This is a genomic window from Streptomyces sp. NPDC020958 (assembly GCF_055562175.1).
In genome coordinates, this window is record NZ_JBVHFU010000024.1 from 43316 (window position 1) to 62832 (window position 19517).

The window sequence follows — 19517 nt, forward strand, 5'->3', positions numbered from 1 at the left end:
ATGACCCTGCACGCAGACCCCCACCTCGCGCTCGTCCGGCCGGTCCAGCCGCTGACCCCAGAAGGGTGTCAGGAGTGTCTGATGCTCGGCTCCCCGTGGGTCCACCTGAGGCTCTGCCTGACCTGCGGGCACGTCGGCTGCTGTGACTCCTCGCCGAACAAGCACGCCCGCAAGCACGCGGCTGCCGTCGCCCACCCGATCGTGCAGTCCTTCCAGCCCGGCGAGGACTGGCGCTGGTGCTACGTCCACGAGGCGTTCGTCTGATGTCCGGCGACCAGTCGCCGCCGGGCGAGGAACCGGTGCCGGAGAACGCGGACGAGGCCGCCTTCTGGGAGACCCCGGACATCTACGGTGCGTATCCGCGCCTCACGGAGGACCAGACCGCACGTCTGGCGGAGCACGGGCAACGCCGGAGCATGGCTCCGGGCGACGTGCTGATCCGGGAGGGAGAGCGCTGCGAGACGTTCTACGTCGTCCTCAGCGGTTCCGTCGCCGTCCTCGAGGACTACGGCACTCCCGAGGAACACCTGCTGCGCGTGCACGGCCCCGGTCGCTTCATCGGCGAACTCGGCCTGCTGCACGGACAAGTGGCCTTCTACACCGCTGTCGCCAGAGAGCCGGGCGAGGTGCTCGTCCTCTCCCTGGACCAGTTGCGCCACCTGGTGTCCCAGGACCCCACCATCGGGGACACCGTGCTGCGCGCCTGTCTGGGCCGTCGCGCGCTGCTCGTCGGACAGGGCGCCGGCTTCCGCATCGTCGGCTCGCGCTACTCGCCCGACACCAGACGGCTGCGCGAGTTCGCCGTCCGCAACCGGCTGCCGCACCGCTGGATCGACCTGGAGACCGACGAGGAGGCCGAGGAACTGCTGCGCCGCTTCGGTGTCGGCCCGGCGGAGACACCCCTCGTCATCTGGCGGGACACCACCCTGCTGCGCAACCCCAGCAACGCGGAACTGGCCCGGCTCATCGGCCTGCCGTCACTGCCCGCCGGGAACCGTCACGGCGACGTCCTCATCGTGGGTTCCGGACCCGCCGGCCTGGCTGCCGCGGTGTACGCCGCCTCCGAGGGCCTGAGCACCACGGTGGTGGAGGCGATGGCCACCGGCGGCCAGGCCGGCACGTCGTCCCGCATCGAGAACCTGCTCGGCTTCCCCTCCGGCATCTCCGGCGCCGAACTCACCGAACGCGCCGTGCTCCAGGCCGACAAGTTCGGCGCCAGGATCAGCCTTCCGCTGGAGGCGACCGGTCTCCACGCCAAGGACGAGGACCACTACGTGGTGGCGTTCGCCGACGGCAGTGAGATAGCCGCCCGCGCCGTCGTCCTGGCCATGGGCGCCCGCTACCGCCGGCTCCGGGTGCCCGGCATCGAACGCCTGGAGGGAACGAGCGTGCACTACTCGGCGACCGTCTACGAGGCCCAGCAGTGCCGCACCGACCCGGTGGCCGTCGTCGGCGGAGGCAACTCGGCGGGCCAGGCGGTGCTGTTCCTCGCCGGGTACGCGCCGAAGGTGTACCTGCTGGTCCGAGGACCCAGCCTTGAGGCCAACATGTCCCGCTACCTGATCGACCAGGTCGAGCGCCATCCGCGGGTGGAGGTCATGCTGCACACCGAGGTCACCGAGGTCATCGGCCAGGAGGTGCTGGAGGAGCTCGACGTGGTCGACAACCGCACGGGCGGGCACCGCCGGCTCGCGATACGGAGCCTGTTCGTCTTCACCGGCGCCGAACCCCACACCGAGTGGCTCGCAGGCACCCTCGCCCTCGACTCCCGCGGCTTCGTCCTCACCGGGCCGGAGGCCCAGGAAGCCTGCACCTCCCCCGAGGTGTGGCACGGCCGCGGGCGCTCGTGCATGACCCTGGAGACCAGCCTGCCCGGGGTGTTCGCGGTAGGGGACGTCCGCAGCGGCTCGGTGAAGCGGGTGGCCTCCGCGGCCGGTGAGGGCGCCATGGCCATCCACTTCGTGCACCGGCACCTGGGGCACTCGGCCGTACCCGGCACCACGGGCACGTCGGCTGTCGCGGGCCACTCGGACGTCTCCCCACGCGTACGCCACAAGGAGTCCGCATGGCTCGCCTGACGAATGGCGCACCCGTCCCGCCACCGCGGTGGCGGCCTGCCGGACCACTGGTCGCGAACATGGCCTGGTGTCACCTGCCGTTCTCGGTCACACTGCCCGCATGGGTGCCGACCCCGGGCTGTTCACCCCGGCCTCCGTGACCTGGCAACTGCACGGCGACCCCATGATGTGGGTCGCCGGGATCCGCGCGCTTTACCTCCAGGCCCTGCACCCGCGGGCGGTCCGCGGGGTGATGGAGAACTCCGACTTCCGGCGGGACGCCTGGGGCCGCCTGATGCGGACCGCGAACTTCGTCGGCACCACGACCTACGGCACCACGGAGGCCGCCGAGCGGGCCGGGGCCCGGATCCGGAAGGTCCACAGCATGCTCGGCGCGACCGACCCCGACACCGGCGAGCGCTACGGCGTGGACGAACCCGAACTGCTCCTGTGGGTGCACTGTGCGGAGATCGACTCGTACCTGCACGTGGTCCGCCGCTCCGGCTTCCCGCTCACCGACGCCCAGGCCGACCGCTACCTCGCCGAACACCGGGTCAGCGCCCGCCTGGTCGGCCTCGACCCCGCGACCGTCCCCGCCGACCGGGAGGAGCTGGCCGCCTACTTCGAGAGGACCCGCCCGCTGCTCGCCGCCGGGGCCGACGCGCGCGACGTGTACGACTTCCTGCGCCGGCCGCCGACGCACCCGCTGCTGATACCGGCGCGCGAGGTGCTGTGGCGGCGCGTGGCCCACCTGGCGTACGCCGCTCTGCCGCCGTACGCCCACGAGTTGTACGGCGCCCCGGCCCCCGAACCCGCCGTCGTCACCCGGCGACTGCGTGCCACCGGCACCGCCTTGCGCTGTGTTCCCGCACGTCTGCGCTGGCAACTCCCGCCCAAACACATCCTGCGGGCCATGGCGAGGCTCGGCCCGGCCGCGCGCCCGGCACCGTACAAAGTCGGCTCCTAGACCGCCATACTGGTCGACCAGGGGGCCCGGATTCGGCCGGTTCGGCGCGGTCGCACCGTTACGGCCGGGAACGGGCGGAGCTGGAGGCGACGGGGGGCGACGGCGCGCGATGGCGGACAGCAGGCTGGTCCAGGGGAGGTACCGGCTGCTCGACCTGATCGGGCGGGGCGGGATGGGCGAGGTGTGGCGGGCCCGCGACGAGTCCCTCGGCCGGCAGGTCGCCGTGAAGTGCCTCAAACCACTCGGCCCGCACCACGACCAGGCGTTCACCCGCGTGCTGCGCGAGCGGTTCCGCCGCGAGGCGCGGGTGGCCGCCGGGCTCTCGCACCGCGGGGTCACCGTCGTCCACGACTTCGGCGAGTCCGACGGCGTCCTCTACCTGGTGATGGAGCTGCTCGACGGCCGTGACCTCAGCCGGCTCCTGGAGGACAACAAGCACCATCCGCTGCCCGTCGGGGACGTCGTCGACATCGCCGAGCAGGTCGCCGCCGCCCTCGCCTACACCCACCAGCGGGGCATCGTGCACCGGGACCTCAAACCCGCCAACATCATGCGGCTGACCGACGGCACGGTGAAACTCTGCGACTTCGGCATCGCCCGCCTCGGCCACGACATCGGCTTCACCTCCCGGCTGACCGGCACCGGCATCGCCATGGGCACCCCGCACTACATGTCGCCGGAACAGATCGGCGGCACCGAGGTCGATCCGCGCAGCGACCTGTACTCGCTGGGCTGCGTGCTGTACGAGATCGCCACCGGCGCACCGCCGTTCGACCTGGACGACGCCTGGGCCATCCTCGTCGGCCACCGCGACACCCGGCCCGTCCCGCCGCGCACCCACCGCTCGGAACTGCCCGGCTGGTTCGAGCAGGTGATCCTCGACCTGCTCGCCAAACGCCCGGAGCAACGCCCGTACGACGCCCGGGAGCTGGGCCGCCGGATCACCTCCGGGCGCACCACCCCCACGTACGTCCCCACCGTCGTCACCCCGCGGCCCGGGCTCCGGACTCCCCAGCCGGGGCCCCGGGAGACCCGGCTGCCCCCCTGGACGCGTGGCATGACCACCGGCCACAAGGCGGCCGGCACCACCCTGAGCAGCACCCCGCCCGACCCGGGCGCCGGACTCACCGGTGAGTGGATCGCCCGCCCGGCCACCGCCGCCGCCGTCCCGCCGCCGGCCGGCGCCTGGGTGCCGCCCCCGGGCTCCGCGTCCGCCTTGCCTCCGGGCTCCGCTCCCGTGCCGCCCCCGGGGCCCGCTCCCGTGCTGCCCCCGGGGCCCGCCCCTGTCCCGCCCCCGGGGTCCGTCGCCGCCCTCGCCGGCCGCCACAACGCCGGGCTCGGCCTCGGCCGGCTCGGACGCTGGGCGGAGGCCGGCCGGATCCACCGCGCGGTCGCCGCCGAACGCGCCCACCTCCTCGGCGCCGACCATCCCGACACCCTCGCCAGCCGCTACGAGACCGCCTTCACCCTCAGCCGCACCGGCCGCGCCGCCGAAGCCCTGCGCGAGTACACCGAGGTCGCCGGGGCCCGGGAGCGCGTGCTCGGCCCCGACCACCCGGACACCCTCGCCGCCCGGCAGGAAACGGCCTACGTACTCGGCCAGCTGGGCCGCCACTTCGACGCCCACCAGGTGTACGCGGCGGTACTCGCGGCCCGGCAGCGGCTGATGGGCCCGGACCATCCCGACACCCTGCGCTGCCGCCACAACCTCGCCTTCAACCTCAGCAGACTGGGCCGGCTGGAGGACTCGTACCGGATGGCCCAGGAGGTGGCCGCGGCCCGCGCCCGGGTGCTGGGCCCGGAGCACCCGGACACCCTGGTCACCCGCTACGAAGTCGCCTACGCGCTGGGCCAGCTGGGCCGTTGGGAGGAGGCCCTCGGGACCTACCGCGAGGTCGCCGAGGCACGCGCCCGGACCCTCGGCCCCGACCACCCCGACACCCTCGCCGCCCGCTACGAGGTCGGCATCAGCCTGGGGCGCCTGGGCCGCAGCGCGGACGCGCTCACGCTCTACCGCGCCCTGATCGACGACCGCACCCGCGTCCAGGGCCCGGCCCACCCCGAGACCCTGCGCGCCCGCCACGGACTCGGCGTCAACCTCGGCCGCCAGGGCCGCTGGGAGGAGGCCCTCGCCGAGTCCCGTGACGTCTGCGCGATCCGGGAGCGCGTCCTCGGCCCGGACCACCCCGACACCCTCGTCAGCCGCCGCGAGGTGGCCGTGAGCCTCGGCTGGCTGGGCCGCTGGCCGGACGCCCTGACCGAGTACCGCCGGGTGGCCGTGGCCCGGGAGCGGGTGCTGGGCCCCGACCACCCCGACACCCTGGCCAGCCGCAACGACGAGGCGCACTGCCTGGAGCAACTGGGCCGGGGCGCCGAGGCGGTCGAGCTGTACCGGCGGGTGGCGGTACTGCGTCAGCAGCAGGCCTCCGGCCGAGGCCGGTGACGCACCCCGCCCGCACCCGCGAACCGAACCCGGCCGTGGAACGGACCGGCACGCCTCTTACCCGCCTAGATCATCACGTGTTACGAAGAACCATGCCCCCTGCCACCGAAGCGTCCCGGACCTACGACACAGTCATCGTCGGCGGCGGCCACAACGGCCTGGTCGCAGCGGCCTACCTGGCCAAGGCCGGCCGCTCCGTACTCGTACTGGAGCGACTCGGCCGCACCGGCGGCGCAGCCGTCTCCACCCGCCCCTTCGCAGGGGTCGACGCCAAGCTCTCGCGCTACTCCTACCTGGTCAGCCTGCTGCCCAGGAAGATCGTCCGCGACCTCGGCCTGGACTTCCGCGTCCGGGGCCGCACCATCTCGTCGTACACGCCCGTGGAGCGGGCCGGCCGGCCGACCGGACTGCTGGTCGGCGGCGGTGAGCGGCGGATCCGCGAGGCCTTCGAACGGCTGACCGGCGGCAAGGAGGAGTACCGGGCCTGGCGGCGGTTCTACGGCATGACGGGCCAGGTCGCCGAGCGGGTCTTCCCCACCCTCACCGAACCGCTGCCCACCCGGGACGAGCTGCGCCGCCGGATCGACGACGAGACGGCCTGGCGGACGCTGTTCGAGGAGCCCATCGGCGTCGCGATCGAGGAGAACTTCACCGACGACCTGGTGCGCGGGGTCGTCCTCACCGACGCGCTGATCGGTACCTTCGCCGACGCCCACGACCCCTCGCTGCGGCAGAACCGCTGCTTCCTGTACCACGTCATCGGCGGCGGCACGGGAGCCTGGGACGTACCGGTCGGGGGCATGGGCGCCCTCACCGACGCGCTGGCCGCCGCCGCGCGCTCGGCGGGCGCGGTGCTCGCCACCGGACACGAGGCGGTGCGGATCGAGACCGACGGCCGGACCGCCGAGGTCGCCTACCGCACCGCCGACGGCGAGGGCGTCGTCGGCGCCCGCGACGTGCTGGTGAACGCGTCCCCGCAGGAGCTCGCCGCCCTCACCGGCGACCCGGCGCCGGAGCCCGCCGAGGGCGCCCAGCTCAAGGTCAACATGCTGCTCAAGCGGCTGCCCAGGCTGCGCGACACCGCCGTGGACCCGCGCGAGGCGTTCGCCGGCACCTTCCACATCGCCGAGGGCTACCAGCAACTGGCCGCCGCGCACGCCGAGGCGGCGGCCGGCCGGCTCCCCACCGCCCCGCCCTCGGAGATCTACTGCCACTCCCTGACCGACCCCACCATCCTCGGCCGCGACCTCGTCCAGCGCGGCTACCAGACGCTCACCCTCTTCGGCCTGCACACCCCCGCCCGGCTCTTCACCGCCGACCACGACGCCGTGCGTGCCGAACTCCTCAGGTCCACCGTCGCCCAGCTCGACGCCCACCTCGCCGAACCCCTCACCGACTGCCTCGCTCTCGACGCGGACGGCCGTCCCTGTATCGAGGCGAAGACCCCCCTCGACCTGGAACGCGACCTCCGTCTCCCCGGCGGCAACATCTTCCACCGCGACCTCTCCTGGCCCTACGCCCAGGAAGGCACCGGCCGCTGGGGCGTCGAGACGCAGCACCCCAACGTCCTGCTGTGCGGGGCGGGGGCGGTCCGCGGGGGAGGGGTGAGCGGGGTGCCGGGCCACAACGCGGCGATGGCGCTGCTGGAGCGCGGCCGGGACTGAAAAACTGACGGAGCATCAGAAAAACTCTTCCGTCGGCCGCTCGGCTACGGCATCCTGCGCCCATGCAGACGGAGCTGAGCAAGACCCTGGGAGTCGAGCACGCCGTCTTCGGCTTCACGCCGTTTCCCGCCGTGGCCGCGGCCATCAGCCGGGCCGGCGGTTTCGGAGTGCTCGGCGCGGTCCGCTACACCGCCCCCGACGACCTCAAACGCGACCTCGACTGGATCGAGGCGCACGTCGACGGGAAACCGTACGGACTCGACGTCGTCATGCCCGCCAAGAAGGTCGAGGGCGTGAGCGAGGCCGACGTCGAGGCGATGATCCCCGAAGGACACCGGCAGTTCGTGAGGGACACCCTCGCCAAGTACGGGGTGCCCGAACTCGCCGAGGGGGAGGCGTCCGGATGGCGTATCACCGGGTGGATGGAGCAGGTCGCCCGCACCCAGCTCGACGTCGCCTTCGACTACCCGATCCGGCTGCTCGCCAACGCCCTCGGCTCGCCGCCCGCCGACGTCGTCGACCGCGCCCACGACCGGGACGTGCTGGTCGCCGCGCTCGCGGGCAGCGCCCGGCACGCGGTCAAACACAAGGACGCCGGCATCGACATCGTGGTGGCCCAGGGGTACGAGGCCGGCGGCCACACCGGCGAGATCGCCACCATGGTCCTCACCCCGGAGGTCGTCGAAGCCGTGGCCCCGCTGCCCGTCCTCGCGGCCGGCGGCATCGGCAGCGGGCAGCAGGCGGCGGCCGCGCTCGCCCTCGGCGCCCAGGGGGTGTGGCTGGGCTCCCTGTGGCTCACCGCCGCCGAGGCCGACCTCTCCTCGCCCGCCGTCACCCGCAAACTGCTCGCCGCCGGCTCCGGCGACACCGTGCGATCCCGCGCCCTGACCGGGAAACCCGCCCGCCAGCTGCGGACCGAGTGGACCGACGCCTGGGACGACCCGGCCGGCCCCGGCACCCTGCCCATGCCCCTGCAGGGCCTGCTCGTCGCCGAGGCCCTCACCCGCATCCAGAAGCACGAGGTCGAGCCCCTGCTCGGCACCCCCGTCGGTCAGATCGTCGGCCGGATGAACAGCGAACGCAGCGTCCAGGCCGTCCTCGACGACCTCACCCGGGGCTTCGAGCAGGCCGTCGACCGCATCAACCGCATCGCCGGAAGGAGCGGCACGTGACCAGCACGCCCCCCGCCGGATTCTGGGCGCAGGCCGCCCACGACCCCGACCGCACGGTGCTCGTCGCACCCGACGGCGAGGAATGGACCGCCGGCCGCCTGCACACGGCCACCAACCGCCTCGTCCACGGACTGCGCGCCGCGGGCCTGCGCCGCGGCGACGCCTTCGCCGTCGTCCTGCCCAACGGGCCCGAGTTCCTCACCGCGTACCTGGCCGCCACCCAGGCGGGCCTGTACCTCGTCCCCGTCAACCACCACTTCGTCGGCCCGGAGATCGCCTGGATCGTCGCCGACTCCGGCGCGAAGGTCCTGCTGGCCCACGAACGCTTCGCGGGCCCCGCCCGGCAGGCCGCCGACGAGGCCCGCCTCCCCGTCACCCACCGGTACGCCGTCGGCCAGGTCGAGGGCTTCCGCCCGTACGCCGAACTCCTCGAAGGACAGCCCGGGTCCGCGCCCACCGACCGTGAACTCGGCTGGGTCATGAACTACACCTCGGGGACGACGGGACGCCCCCGCGGCATCCGCCGCCCGCTGCCCGGCAAGCTCCCCGAGGAGGCCTACCTCGGCGGCTTCCTCGGCATCTTCGGCATCCGGCCCTTCGACGACAACGTCCACCTGGTCTGCTCGCCGCTCTACCACACGGCCGTGCTGCAGTTCGCGGGCGCCTCGCTCCACATCGGGCACCGCCTGGTGATGATGGACAAGTGGACCCCCGAGGAGATGCTCCGCCTGATCGACGCCCACAGGTGCACGCACACCCATATGGTCCCGACCCAGTTCCACCGCCTGCTCGCCCTCCCCGAGGACGTGCGGGCCCGCTACGACGTCTCCACCATGCGGCACGCCATCCACGGCGCCGCCCCCTGCCCCGACCACGTCAAACGGGCCATGCTCGACTGGTGGGGCCCCAGCGTGGAGGAGTACTACGCGGCCAGCGAGGGCGGCGGCGCCTTCGCCACCGCCGAGGACTGGCTGAAGAAGCCCGGCACCGTCGGCAAGGCCTGGCCGATCAGCGAACTCGCGGTCTTCGACGACGACGGCAACCGGCTGCCGCCCGGCGAACTCGGCACCGTGTACATGAAGATGAACACCGGCGGCTTCGCCTACCACAAGGACGACGCCAAGACGAGGAAGAACCGCATCGGCGACTTCTTCACCGTCGGCGACCTCGGCTACCTCGACGAGGACGGCTACCTCTTCCTCCGCGACCGCAAGATCGACATGATCATCTCCGGCGGGGTCAACATCTACCCCGCCGAGATCGAGGCCGCGCTCCTCTCCCACCCCGCCGTCGCCGACGCCGCCGCCTTCGGCATCCCGCACGACGACTGGGGGGAGGAGGTCAAGGCCGTCGTCGAACCCGCCCCCGGCCACGAACCGGGCCCCGCCCTCGCCGCCGCCCTCCTCGCCCACTGCGCCGAGCGGCTCGCCGGCTACAAGTGCCCGAAGACCGTGGACTTCATCGCCGAGATGCCCCGCGACCCCAACGGAAAGCTGTACAAGCGGCGGCTGCGGGACCCCTACTGGGAGGGGCGGACCCGGCCGGTGTGACCGCACCCGGCGTCGCAGGGGCGCGGGCTGGACTGACTCTCCAGGAACTTCCCGAGACCGGCCGCGTCGGTACCGATCTTGCGGTAGATGCGGGACAACAACTGCCGTACGCCCTGCTCGGTGAGGTGCAGTTCCTTGGCGACCACGGCGGCCGGTTGCCCCTGGACGGTCAGTTCGGCCGCATGCAGCTCCTGCGTGTCCAGGGTGTCCGCCTTGACGTAGCGCAGGGGCAAGGGGCGCATTCCGGCGGCCGAGAGTTCCTCCCGGGCCCGGCCGGCGAGTGCCTCCGCGCCGCAGTGCACGGCTCCCTCCAGACCCTGGTAGAGCCGGTCGGCGGCCTCCTGGAGCCGTCCGGTGCGCGACAGCGCGGCGCCGTGGCCGATCTGGGCACGGGCGAGTTCGTAGGCGGCCGGCGACTGTTCCAGGTGGTCGACGGCCGCCGCGTACAACTCCAGGGCCGCCGGGCCGCCGGTCACCTCGGCGAGGGTGTGCAGGGCCTGCCCGACGGCGGAGGCGGCACCGAACTCCCGGGCCCGCCGCACGGCCTCCCGGGCATGACCGACGGCCTCGTCCGGGGAGATCGGGGCGAGCGCGGACGCGAGCCGCAACTGCCAGGGGCACCACGCCGGATTGCGCCAGCCCCGGCCGTCCAGCCACGCGCCGACCGAGGCCAGCAGCCGCGCCGCCTCGGCGTACCGCCCCTCCGCGAGGAGCAGTTCGGCGTACACCGTGCGGGGGTCGGGGTAGATCACGGCGTTGGGAGCACTCTCGCCGAACTGGTGCTCATCGGCGAGCGCCCGCGCTTCGGCGGGGCGACCGCGGGCGAGGAGGGTCTGGATCATGATGCCGACGGCGAACCACTGGGCCGGCACCGCCCCGTCCACCCGGTCCGCGATGCGCAGCCCCTGCCGGACGAGGTCCTCGGCCTCGGTCAGATAGCCGCGGTGGTAGCGGATGTAGCCGGCCAGAGTCCGGCCGAGGGCCAGGTGCGAGCCGTGCCAGCCCTTGGCCACACACTCGGCGATCCCCTTGTCGAACAGCTCCTCGGCACGTCGTGGCTGGTCGGCGTACATGAAGACCAGCGCGACAGAGACGGGGACCTCGAAACCTCGGTTCTCCGCAGTCCAGCTCATGCCGTCGTGCAGGGCCTTCTCCGCATAACCGACGGCCGTGTGCCGCGGTTCACCGCGCATGGTGGCGTCCCAGGCGCGCAGCCCCAGGATGGAGCGCTCCTCAAGACCGCGACCGGGCAACTTCTCGGCCAACCGCGCCAGGGCACGGGAGCGTGCGGGTGAGTCCCGGTCATCGGCCCGGAACATGCCCCAGACGAACTGGTCTGCCTGCATGCGGAGTTTTACACGCGGATTCGTGGCATGCTTCGCCTCCTCGGTGGCCACCCGCACGGCCTCGGCCAGCTGATCGGTGTGGGCCAGCGCCTGCGTCAGCCGGAACACGATGGAGGCGCGCAGATCAGGGTCGACATGGGGCTCGGCCAGCGCCTGCCGCAGATACCGTACGGTGGCAGTGGGCTCGATCAGGAAGGTGGCACAGGCGAGTTCGTGCAGAACCGCGGCGCGGTCCTCGGGCAGCGGCGGCTCCCGCAGTGCCCGGTCCAGCAGTCGCCGGGCAGTCTCCGTCGCTCCGGCGCGCAGGTTCTCGCGGGCGGCCTCGCGAAAACAGGCGACGGCCTCGGGATTGCCCTCGCAGGGGACCTCCATCAGATGCCGGGCGGCGACGCCGGGGCCGTAGCCCGCGGCCAGCACGGCTTCCGCGGCGGCGTTGTGCAGGCCGGCCCGGAAGGCCGGTGGGCGGATGGACCAGTAGACGGTCGTGGCGGTCAGCGCATGGATGAACTCGATACTTCCCTCGGGTCCGTGGCCCTCGGCCAGGATCCGTGCCTTGCGCAGCTTCTGGATCGAATCCGCCGCCGCCGCCTCGCCCAGCGACCCGATGGTTGCCGCGAGTTGTGGTGAGAAGGGCGAGCCCAGAACGGATGCGATATGTGCGAAACGGACGGTCGCCGTATCGAGCCGCTCCAGCCGCTCGATCAGTCCCGGCCCCTTGATCGCCGCGGCCAGTTCACGCATGGTCGGCAGGTCCTTCTCGGTGCCTTCGAGTTTGCGTTCGGCGAGCCGGAGGGCGAGTTCGACCGCTTCGAAGGGACTCCCACTGGTGGCCGACCAGCATTCCTTGCAGAACTGGTCCTCGGCCGTGTCCCCGACATGGTTCCGCACGATCTGAGCGACGCCGTCGGGCGTCAGGAGCGCCAGGTCGTGCGGGCGGTCCCCGTGGTGCCCCACGAACGTGCGGAGTTCCCCGGCCTCCGGGGGCAGTTCATCGGGCCGGTAGGCGACCACGATCAGCAGCGGGAGGTCGTCGACCCGGGGCGCGAAGGAAGCGAGCCACTTGAGGGACTCCGGATCCGCCCAGTGCAGGTCGTCCAGGAGCAGCACGACAGGGGCCTTCCTGACCGTGAGCCGGGTCATGACCCAGTCGAGGCCGTCACGGACGCCAGTCGGATCCGGCGCGGGGGCAGGCCCCTTGGCTTCGAGGCGGAGTACGGCGGCGACCGTGTCGTACCAACTGCCCAGGAACGCATGGAGCTCCGCCTCGTCCATCCTGGCCAGCGACGGCTGCATCAGCTGACGCACGACGTGGAAGGCCGAACTCCGTTCCGCCGCCCGGCCCAGGCCCGAGAGCACGGTGAATCCGTGGGCCGCCGCCCGCGCACGAGCCTGTGTGACGAGTGCCGTCTTGCCCAGCCCGGCCGGCCCGGTGAAGGCGAGCAGCGCCCTGCGCCTCACCCGTGGCCGACCGTCCCTGGTACGTCGGAGTTCCTTGAACGCGGCGTCGAGGGCTTGAAGTTCCCGTCGGCGCTCGATCAACGTCTCGTGCTCCGTGACCGGCTGCCGGGGCTCCGTCGCCATGTGCCCTACCGCTTTCTGTCGTTTCGCCCGGGAGAGCCGAGCGTACGCCTCACCAGGGCAGGCCATGACGGATTACACACCATAGGGTGAATCATGAAATGACGGTGGGATAATGCCCGCTCCCGGGGGTATAGGGCGAAAATGGCGGCTTCCTGGGGCCGCTTACGGTGCGGCGGGTACCGACATGACGTCCGCGTAGCGCGGCACCGTACGGGACCAGTGGTAACACCCACGGATCCAGCCGATGATGCCCTCCAGGTAACCGACCCCCGCCGGGCTCAACTCCGTCCTCAGCTCCGCGTAGAGCCGCTGCACTTCCTCGATGGTGCCGTTGATCTCCTGGACGGCCAGGAAAACGGCTCCCTGCAGGGTGCAGGAATGTTCGCGTCGCAGGGCCAGGGCGAGGTTGATGATTCCGCCTGCGTGTTCCTCCTTCACGGCGGAGAACAGGTCGGGTATCCACACCGCCGCGTCGGCGGACAGCCGACTCAGCCGCTGAACCCCCGGGTGGTGCAGTTCGGCAGGGGTGAGTTCGTGCGGCTGGGCGGCCTCGCACAGCGGGTAGAACGGTTCGACACCCGCGATCAGTGACCGTATGCCCTTGCAGTCCCCGGTCCGAAGGAGCGAGGGCTGGGTCTGCGCGACCGCCTCGTACAGCAGGCCGTGCACGTACTCACGGCTCTTCCAGGCCCACCGCGCGGCCTGTGCGGGGGTGCAGCGCTCGCGGACCCGTCGATGGAGATCGGCCAGGGCCGCGCCCAGGGGAGTGGCAGGCGGGCTGCCGTCCCGCAGGATGGCCACGCTCTCGCCCAGCATCGACAGGAGCCGCCCCGGAGAGTCCTTGCCGACGTCCTCGGCACGGTCGTCGTAGACGAACTGGTAGGCGATCTGGTCGGCCATGATCTGCAGGAGACCGGCATCCATGTCGGGGCTGTTGTAGGACGCGAGTTGGGCGGGACGGGTGCGGGCGATCATCGCTGTCACCCCCGGTTCGGCGTCGAGCCCCCACTCGCCCAGCCACGCCTCCACCCCGCCCGCGGCCGCGGCCTCGTGCGGGTTGCGGCGGAGTGGGAACGGCATGTGGAGGTGGGCGTCGATCAGGTCCCTGAGGTTCGGGACCGGTTCCCCCTCCTCCGTGGCGGCGAGCGGGATTTCCTCATGCGTGGTCGACAACGTCGTCACCTGCCGTTCGGGACTCCGGCGCGCCGTGGGCGGCCGCTGTGCGGGGCTCGCAGGTCATGACCAGGGAGCGCGGCCCCATCGTGATCCCGGGGCGCGGCCGCTGCTCGACGTGTCCCGGCAGCTGCCGCAGCCGCCACCGCCCGGCGATGGTGGCGAGCGCCAGGGTGGCCTCGACCATGGCGAACTCGTCACCGAGGCACTTGCGGCTGCCCGCCGCGAACGGCATCATCGCGCGGCGCTGGGCCGCGGTGGGCCGCCCCGGCAGCCAGCGGTCGGGGTCGAAGCGCTCCGGGTCGGGGAACGACGACGGATCATGGTGGAGGAGGTAGGGGCTGTACAGCACGGTGGCTCCCGCGGGCAGCCGGCACCCCGCGAGTTTTGTCCCCTCGGTGGTGACCCGGGTGAAGAGCCAGCCGGGCGACGAGTGGCGCAGCGTCTCGGTGACGACGCACCGGGTGTGGACGAGGTACGGCAGGTCGTCGGCACGGGGAGGCCGACCGCCGGGGAGGACGGCGTCGAGCTCGGCGTGCAGGCGCCGCTCCACCTCGGGGTGGCCGGCCAGCAGGCCGAAGGCACTGGCCAGGGTGAGGGCCTCGGTCTCGGCGCCCGTGAGCAGCAGGGTGATCAGGTGGTCGTGGACGTCCTGGTCGGTGAGGGCAGGTGTCCCGCCGTCCCCGTGTGCCGCCGCCAGCAGCGTGCCCAGCACGTCACCGCGGACGGCGCCCCGCCGCCGTTTCGCGATCGCCGTGTCGATGACGGCGTGCAGACGCGAGAGCGCGCGCCGGTAGCGGCGGTTGGCGGGCGTCGGGAGGCGGAACAAGGCGTCGACGGGGACGACCGTGCGGACGAACAGGCCGCGCACGACGTCCGTCAGGCAGTCCCGGACCTCGGCGGCGGTCGTCTCGTCCAGGGAGTCGGAGAGCAGGACCCGGCTGATCACGCGGGTCGTCAGCGACATCATCGCCTCGGTCACGGCGACCGGCTGCCCGGTGCGCCAGGCGCGGGACACCGCCTCGGCCTCCGCGGTGATCAGGTCGGTGTACGCGGCCACGTGCGAGGGGCGGAAGCCGGGTTGCAGCAGCCTGCGCTTCTCCCGGTGCGTCGGCTGGCGGCAGGTGACGAGGCCGTCGCCCATCAGCTTGCCGAGCCTGTCGTACAACGGGCCCCCCTTGTCGAAGGTCTGCGGATCCATGAGCACCTCGTGGGTCAGCTCGGGACTGCACACCATCCAGGCGCGCTGCGGACCCAGCCGTATCTCGACCAGATCCCCGTACGCGGGCAAAGAATTCAGAAACGCCAGCGGCTGTCGGTAGAAGGCGATACCGTGGCCGAAGAGAGGGAATATGCCGGGTGCAGTACCTGTCGTCCATATTCGTTTTTGTGCAGGCACGGCGCGGTTCATGGAAACCTCCTGCGCGGCTCGGTATGGCAAATGAGCGTCTCTGGCTCGGACGTGACGTCCGAGACGAGTCCTGCCCAATTGAGCCGTATCCGGGTTTCCCGAATCCTTTCTTCAAAGGGGCGCACGGAAGCACGCGGAAGCATAATCGCCTGTGGCGCACGCGCATTGATGCACTGCCCGGCCCCCTGGAATCCCCTGAGCGCCGCGCGTGTGGTCCCGCCCCAGCAGGAACGGGACCCGCTTGGCGGTTCGGCGACGGCATCGGCCAGGGCCGTGACGAAGCCGGGGTTCGCGGTGTTCGGTGTGCTCGATGTACGGACCGGATCCGCCGCCAAGAACGACCGTGCCGTCAGGGGCCGTCGCCGTACTGCCGGGCAGCGCGGCACACGCCTGCGCCGCGTCGGGCCCGGGCCCATCCTGCGGCTCGCACTGCGGTGGGTGTCGCTTGACAACGGGTATTCCGCGGCCTGGCTGGGTGCCGTGGTCGTTGGTTTCGCCGCCCAGTCAGGTCGCGTGTTCAGCCGGCGGTGTCGGCGGCAGTCATGTGCCGCAACACCTAGCCGTCTCCGCTGCCGATGGTGATGTTGCCGGTGGTGTTGCCGTTGCCGTTGACGGTGTTGTTGCTGTTGTTGGTGACGGTGCCGGGCTGGATGCCGCCGGGGCGGGTTTGACCGGGCTGGATGCTGCCGGGGTTGGGTTCACCGGGCAGGACGCCGGCGGGATGGATGCCGCCGATCTTGACGTTGCCGAGACTGTTGTTGTCACCTGTGACGTTGTTGGTGCTGTTGTTGGTGATGTTGATGGTGTTGCCGCCACCGCCACCGCCACCGCCACCGCCACCGCCACCGCTACCGGTACCGCCGCGGTTGACGTGGGTGTGGCCGTCCCAGGGGCAGTGCCAGTGGCACCACTTCTGGTTGGCGGGCGCGGTCGTGACCTTGGTCGTGGCGTCGACGTGGGCTGCTGCCGGGGCGGCGATTGCCTCCGTGGGCAGCAGCACGCCTCCCGCGGCAAGGGCGGTTGAGGCGGCAAACACCGCGAGTCGCCGTGTCTTTGAGCTGACGGTCATGGGAATTCTCCTTCGGTGAGTGACGGGGAAGCGCTCATGGCCGATCACCGTGAGCTTTGGTCGCTTGGTGAAGGTGGGTCAGGAAACGTCGGTAACAGGCCGGGCAGCGGCGCTCCGCGGGGTGCCAGCCGTGCTGAATGCAAAATTCCGGATCGCTGGCGTCCGCGGTGTAGGGATAGCCGTCGTCGGCGAGCCCTTGGAGAAAGTCGTCGATGGTGCTGTTCATGCTGGATCCCTGGTGTTCTCCGGGGTGGCTCGGGGCGTGATCGACTCGTTTGTTCAGCGGCTCTTTCCGGGTGTTCCCGGGGGTCTGGAAGTCCTCGACCCGATCAGCGTGCGCCGGTGGCCACGGGGAACACATCGGGTGCACACCCCAGGTTCGGCACGCTGCCCCCCACGTTCCGTAGGGCGGCTCTGGATCTTTTGCGCTGATCAGGCCCCGATGGGACCATGGAGGGTGATGGCCCTGCTGGAGCGAGAGACCGTGCTCCAGGACCTCGCCGGTCACCTGACGGCGGCAACGAGCGGTCCTGGACGGGTGGCCCTCGTGCGCGGCGAGGCGGGCATCGGAAAGACCACCGTCGTCGAGCATCTGGTCAAGCTGGCCGGTCCCCAGGTCCGTGTCCTGGTCGGTGCCTGTGACCCGCTGGCGACCCCACGCCCTTTGGGTCCGCTCATGGACCTGGCCCCCGGTCTCGGTGAGACGGTGGGCACCGCGTTGAGAGAGGCGGTGGCCGGCGTCGGTCGCCCTGGGGAGGTTTTCGAGTGCCTGCTGGCCGATCTGGGCGGCTGCCCCAGCCTGTTGGTCTTCGAGGACGTTCACTGGGCGGATGAGGCCACCACAGACCTGCTGCGCTATCTGGCCAGGCGCCTGCCGACCGTGCCCGCGCTGGTGGTGGCCACGTACCGCGACGACGAGATCGGCCGCACCCATCCCCTGACAGCGTTGCTGGGCAGCCTGGCCGGATACCGGTGGGTGTCCCGCCACACGCTGAAGCCGCTCAGCCGCCAAGCTGTGACCCTTCTGGCCGCTGGACACGCGGTCGATGCCGAGGAGCTGTACCACATCTCCGCCGGCAACCCGTTCCTGGTCACCGAGATCCTGGCCACGCCCGCCGGGAGAATCCCCGTCACGGTGCACGAGGCCGTCGCCGGCCGACTGGCCCGCCTCTCGGGCCCGGCGCGCAGCCTCACCGATGTACTGGCCGTCCTGGGGCACCGGGCCTCACTGCCGCTCGTGGCCGGCATGCTGCCGGACGCCGAGGGAGGTGCTCTGGAGGAAGCCGTGGCCGGTGGCATCCTGCGCACCGACGGACTGACGATCGAGTTCCGTCACGAGCTGACCCGGCTGGCGGTGCTGGAGGCCGTCCCGGCCGCTCGTCGCCTGCAGGTGCACCGGCAGGTGCTCGCGGCGATGCGCTCCGGTTCCGTTGCCTCGACCGATCTGGCACTGCTGGCGGATCACGCGGAGGCAGCCAGCGATGAGACCTCCGTACTGGAGTACGCACCGGCAGCGGCGGCCCGTGCCGTCGCACTGGGCGCGCACCGGGAGGCAGCCGCTCAGTTCTCCCGGGCGCTGCGGTACGCCGACGGCTTGCCGCCTGGCCGGCAGGCCGCCCTGTGGGAAGGCCACGCACTGGCCTGCTTCCTGGCCCGCCGGCTCGAAGAGGCGATTGCTTCCCGCCGGACGGCGGTCGAGATGCGTCACGCGCTGGGTGACCGACAGCACGAGGGCGAGGACCTTCGCTGGCTGTCCACCATGCTGTGGCCGGACGGGCACTGCAGCGAGGCCATGGACACGGGGCTGGAGGCTGTCCGCATCCTTGAGGAGCTGGGCCCGAGCGCAGAGTTGGCCCGGGCATATCTGAACCTGTCCATGCTGTCCGTCTACGACCACAAAGGGGCGGCCACGACCGCCGCCTACGCCCGCAAGGCGATGGACATGGGTGGGGAACTCAGTGATCCGGGGTTGGCCATCCAGGCACGGTTCCACCCCGCGGCGGCCCGGATGCTCTGCGAAGGCAGGGGCCGGGAGGAGTGCGAACGAGCGGTGGCCGACGCGATGGCACAAGATCTGCAGCTGGACGCAGGCCTCCTGGCGATGGTCATGTGCTGGTACCTCCTGCTGCAGCGCGACAACGCCCGAGCCGCGGCCGCCCTGCGGCGGTCGGAGGCCTACTGCCTTGAACATGAGCTGTTGACCTTCCTTCACTGCACGAAGTCCTTCAACAGTTGGAGGCTGCTGAACGAGGGCTCTTGGAACCAGGCCACCGACGCCACACACGAGGTGCTCTCCCATCCCCTCTCACCGCCGATCGACCGGGCCATCGCCTCGTCCGTGCTCGGTCTGGTCAGGGCCCGCCGCGGCGACCCCCAGGTATGGTCGCCGCTGGAGCGGGCGGCGAGCCTGGTCGACGCCGCCTGCCTGCGCGATATGGGAATCGGATGGGAAGCCCGGGTCGAGGCGGCCTGGCTGGCCGGAGACGACGAGCGCGCGCGGACCGAGGCACAACACGGTCTGGCCGCGCTGACGGAGCACACCTGTCCCTGGCTGTCCGGGGCCCTGGCCTGCTGGATCCGACGCGCCGGAGGCACACCCCCACCCGTGTCGGCTGCTGAACCTTACGCGCTTGAACTGGCCGGAGACGCAACCGCTGCCGCAGGGCAGTGGGAGGAACTCGGCTGCCCCTACGACGCCGCCGTGGCCCGCCTCTCGGCAGGCGCGACCGAACTGCGTCAGGCCTTGGCCGACTTCGAGAAACTCGGCGCCCGGCCCGCCGCGGCTCGTGCCCGCGCCGCGATGCGCGACCGCGGTGTGCGACCCGTACGCTCCGGCCCACGAGCGGCCACCCGGGCCAACCCGTACGGACTGACCAACCGGGAAATGGACGTCTTCAAACTCCTGGGGGACGGCCTGTCGGACGCGGACATCGCCGCCCGGCTCTACATCACGCCCAAGACCGCGGGACATCACGTAGGCGCGGTACTGGCCAAACTCGGCGTCCACACCCGCTACGAAGCCGCCCGCTACGTCAACCGTCCCGAGCAACGGTAGGGATGCTGACGGTCGCCGGCCGGACCTGC

The 19517-nt window shown here is 71.8% G+C and carries 13 protein-coding genes; 8 read left to right on the top strand and 5 right to left on the bottom strand.

From position 1 onward, the window contains the following. The 7 genes from ACZ3KP_RS38780 (at nt 1) to ACZ3KP_RS38810 (ending at nt 9853) form a co-directional block, all read left to right on the top strand. A complete protein-coding gene (locus ACZ3KP_RS38780) occupies nt 1–264 on the top strand; it encodes a UBP-type zinc finger domain-containing protein (RefSeq protein WP_355150821.1) in 264 nt (87 codons plus the stop codon). Then, the gene (locus ACZ3KP_RS38785) at nt 264–2078 is read left to right on the top strand and encodes an FAD-dependent oxidoreductase (protein ID WP_467505594.1); all 1815 of its coding nucleotides are present in this window, start codon (nt 264–266) and stop codon (nt 2076–2078) included. Before ACZ3KP_RS38780 ends, ACZ3KP_RS38785 begins: the two co-directional genes overlap by 1 nt. A gap of 100 nt (nt 2079–2178) precedes the next feature. Next, nucleotides 2179–3024: an oxygenase MpaB family protein gene (locus ACZ3KP_RS38790; protein WP_358982457.1), complete on the top strand. Its 846-nt coding sequence runs from the start codon at nt 2179–2181 to the stop codon at nt 3022–3024. Nucleotides 3025–3133: 109 nt separating this feature from the next. Beyond that, complete coding sequence (locus ACZ3KP_RS38795; RefSeq protein ID WP_467505597.1) at nt 3134–5467, top strand: serine/threonine-protein kinase; 2334 nt, start codon at nt 3134–3136, stop codon at nt 5465–5467. 92 nt (nt 5468–5559) lie between these two features. Then, the gene (locus ACZ3KP_RS38800; RefSeq protein ID WP_467505598.1) at nt 5560–7131 is read left to right on the top strand and encodes a phytoene desaturase family protein; all 1572 of its coding nucleotides are present in this window, start codon (nt 5560–5562) and stop codon (nt 7129–7131) included. Between the two features lie 62 nt (nt 7132–7193). Then, nucleotides 7194–8303 carry an NAD(P)H-dependent flavin oxidoreductase gene (locus tag ACZ3KP_RS38805; RefSeq protein ID WP_467505600.1) on the top strand — a complete coding sequence of 370 codons (1110 nt, stop codon included), beginning with the start codon at nt 7194–7196 and terminating at the stop codon, nt 8301–8303. Then, complete coding sequence (locus ACZ3KP_RS38810; protein ID WP_467505601.1) at nt 8300–9853, top strand: acyl-CoA synthetase; 1554 nt, start codon at nt 8300–8302, stop codon at nt 9851–9853. Before ACZ3KP_RS38805 ends, ACZ3KP_RS38810 begins: the two co-directional genes overlap by 4 nt. Here the strand turns inward: ACZ3KP_RS38810 and ACZ3KP_RS38815 are convergent. The 5 genes from ACZ3KP_RS38815 to ACZ3KP_RS38835 form a co-directional block, all read right to left on the bottom strand. After that, nucleotides 9823–12780, bottom strand: a complete 2958-nt coding sequence (locus tag ACZ3KP_RS38815; RefSeq protein WP_467505603.1) for an ATP-binding protein — start codon at nt 12778–12780, stop codon at nt 9823–9825. The two genes, ACZ3KP_RS38810 and ACZ3KP_RS38815, sit on opposite strands and share 31 nt — an antisense overlap. A 162-nt stretch (nt 12781–12942) precedes the next feature. Further along, nucleotides 12943–13962: a (-)-alpha-amorphene synthase gene (locus ACZ3KP_RS38820; RefSeq protein ID WP_467505605.1), complete on the bottom strand. Its 1020-nt coding sequence runs from the start codon at nt 13960–13962 to the stop codon at nt 12943–12945. Next, complete coding sequence (locus ACZ3KP_RS38825; RefSeq protein ID WP_467505607.1) at nt 13937–15364, bottom strand: cytochrome P450; 1428 nt, start codon at nt 15362–15364, stop codon at nt 13937–13939. The genes ACZ3KP_RS38820 and ACZ3KP_RS38825 overlap by 26 nt, the downstream gene beginning before the upstream one ends. Nucleotides 15365–15920: 556 nt before the next feature. Next, nucleotides 15921–16433, bottom strand: coding sequence for a hypothetical protein (locus tag ACZ3KP_RS38830; protein ID WP_467505609.1), 513 nt, complete (start codon nt 16431–16433; stop codon nt 15921–15923). Nucleotides 16434–16467: 34 nt separating this feature from the next. Next, on the bottom strand, nt 16468–16659 hold the full coding sequence (locus tag ACZ3KP_RS38835; protein WP_467505611.1) for a hypothetical protein: 192 nt from the start codon (nt 16657–16659) through the stop codon (nt 16468–16470). Nucleotides 16660–16875: 216 nt separating this feature from the next. Here ACZ3KP_RS38835 and ACZ3KP_RS38840 point away from each other — a divergent pair, with 216 nt between their 5' ends. Further along, nucleotides 16876–19488 (top strand): helix-turn-helix transcriptional regulator, encoded by a 2613-nt coding sequence (locus ACZ3KP_RS38840; RefSeq protein ID WP_467505613.1) that lies wholly within the window; start codon nt 16876–16878, stop codon nt 19486–19488. The last annotated feature ends 29 nt before the right edge of the window (nt 19489–19517 follow it).

Bases quoted from the DNA above. Each gene is read 5' to 3' on its own strand.
- ACZ3KP_RS38780 (WP_355150821.1), top strand. From the start codon at position 1: ATGACCCTGCACGCAGACCCCCACCTCGCGCTCGTCCGGCCGGTCCAG.
- ACZ3KP_RS38785 (WP_467505594.1), top strand. From the start codon at position 264: ATGTCCGGCGACCAGTCGCCGCCGGGCGAGGAACCGGTGCCGGAGAAC.
- ACZ3KP_RS38790 (WP_358982457.1), top strand. From the start codon at position 2,179: ATGGGTGCCGACCCCGGGCTGTTCACCCCGGCCTCCGTGACCTGGCAA.
- ACZ3KP_RS38795 (WP_467505597.1), top strand. From the start codon at position 3,134: ATGGCGGACAGCAGGCTGGTCCAGGGGAGGTACCGGCTGCTCGACCTG.
- ACZ3KP_RS38800 (WP_467505598.1), top strand. From the start codon at position 5,560: ATGCCCCCTGCCACCGAAGCGTCCCGGACCTACGACACAGTCATCGTC.
- ACZ3KP_RS38805 (WP_467505600.1), top strand. From the start codon at position 7,194: ATGCAGACGGAGCTGAGCAAGACCCTGGGAGTCGAGCACGCCGTCTTC.
- ACZ3KP_RS38815 (WP_467505603.1), bottom strand. From the start codon at position 12,780: ATGGCGACGGAGCCCCGGCAGCCGGTCACGGAGCACGAGACGTTGATC.
- ACZ3KP_RS38825 (WP_467505607.1), bottom strand. From the start codon at position 15,364: ATGAACCGCGCCGTGCCTGCACAAAAACGAATATGGACGACAGGTACT.
- ACZ3KP_RS38830 (WP_467505609.1), bottom strand. From the start codon at position 16,433: ATGACCGTCAGCTCAAAGACACGGCGACTCGCGGTGTTTGCCGCCTCA.
- ACZ3KP_RS38835 (WP_467505611.1), bottom strand. From the start codon at position 16,659: ATGAACAGCACCATCGACGACTTTCTCCAAGGGCTCGCCGACGACGGC.
- ACZ3KP_RS38840 (WP_467505613.1), top strand. From the start codon at position 16,876: ATGGGACCATGGAGGGTGATGGCCCTGCTGGAGCGAGAGACCGTGCTC.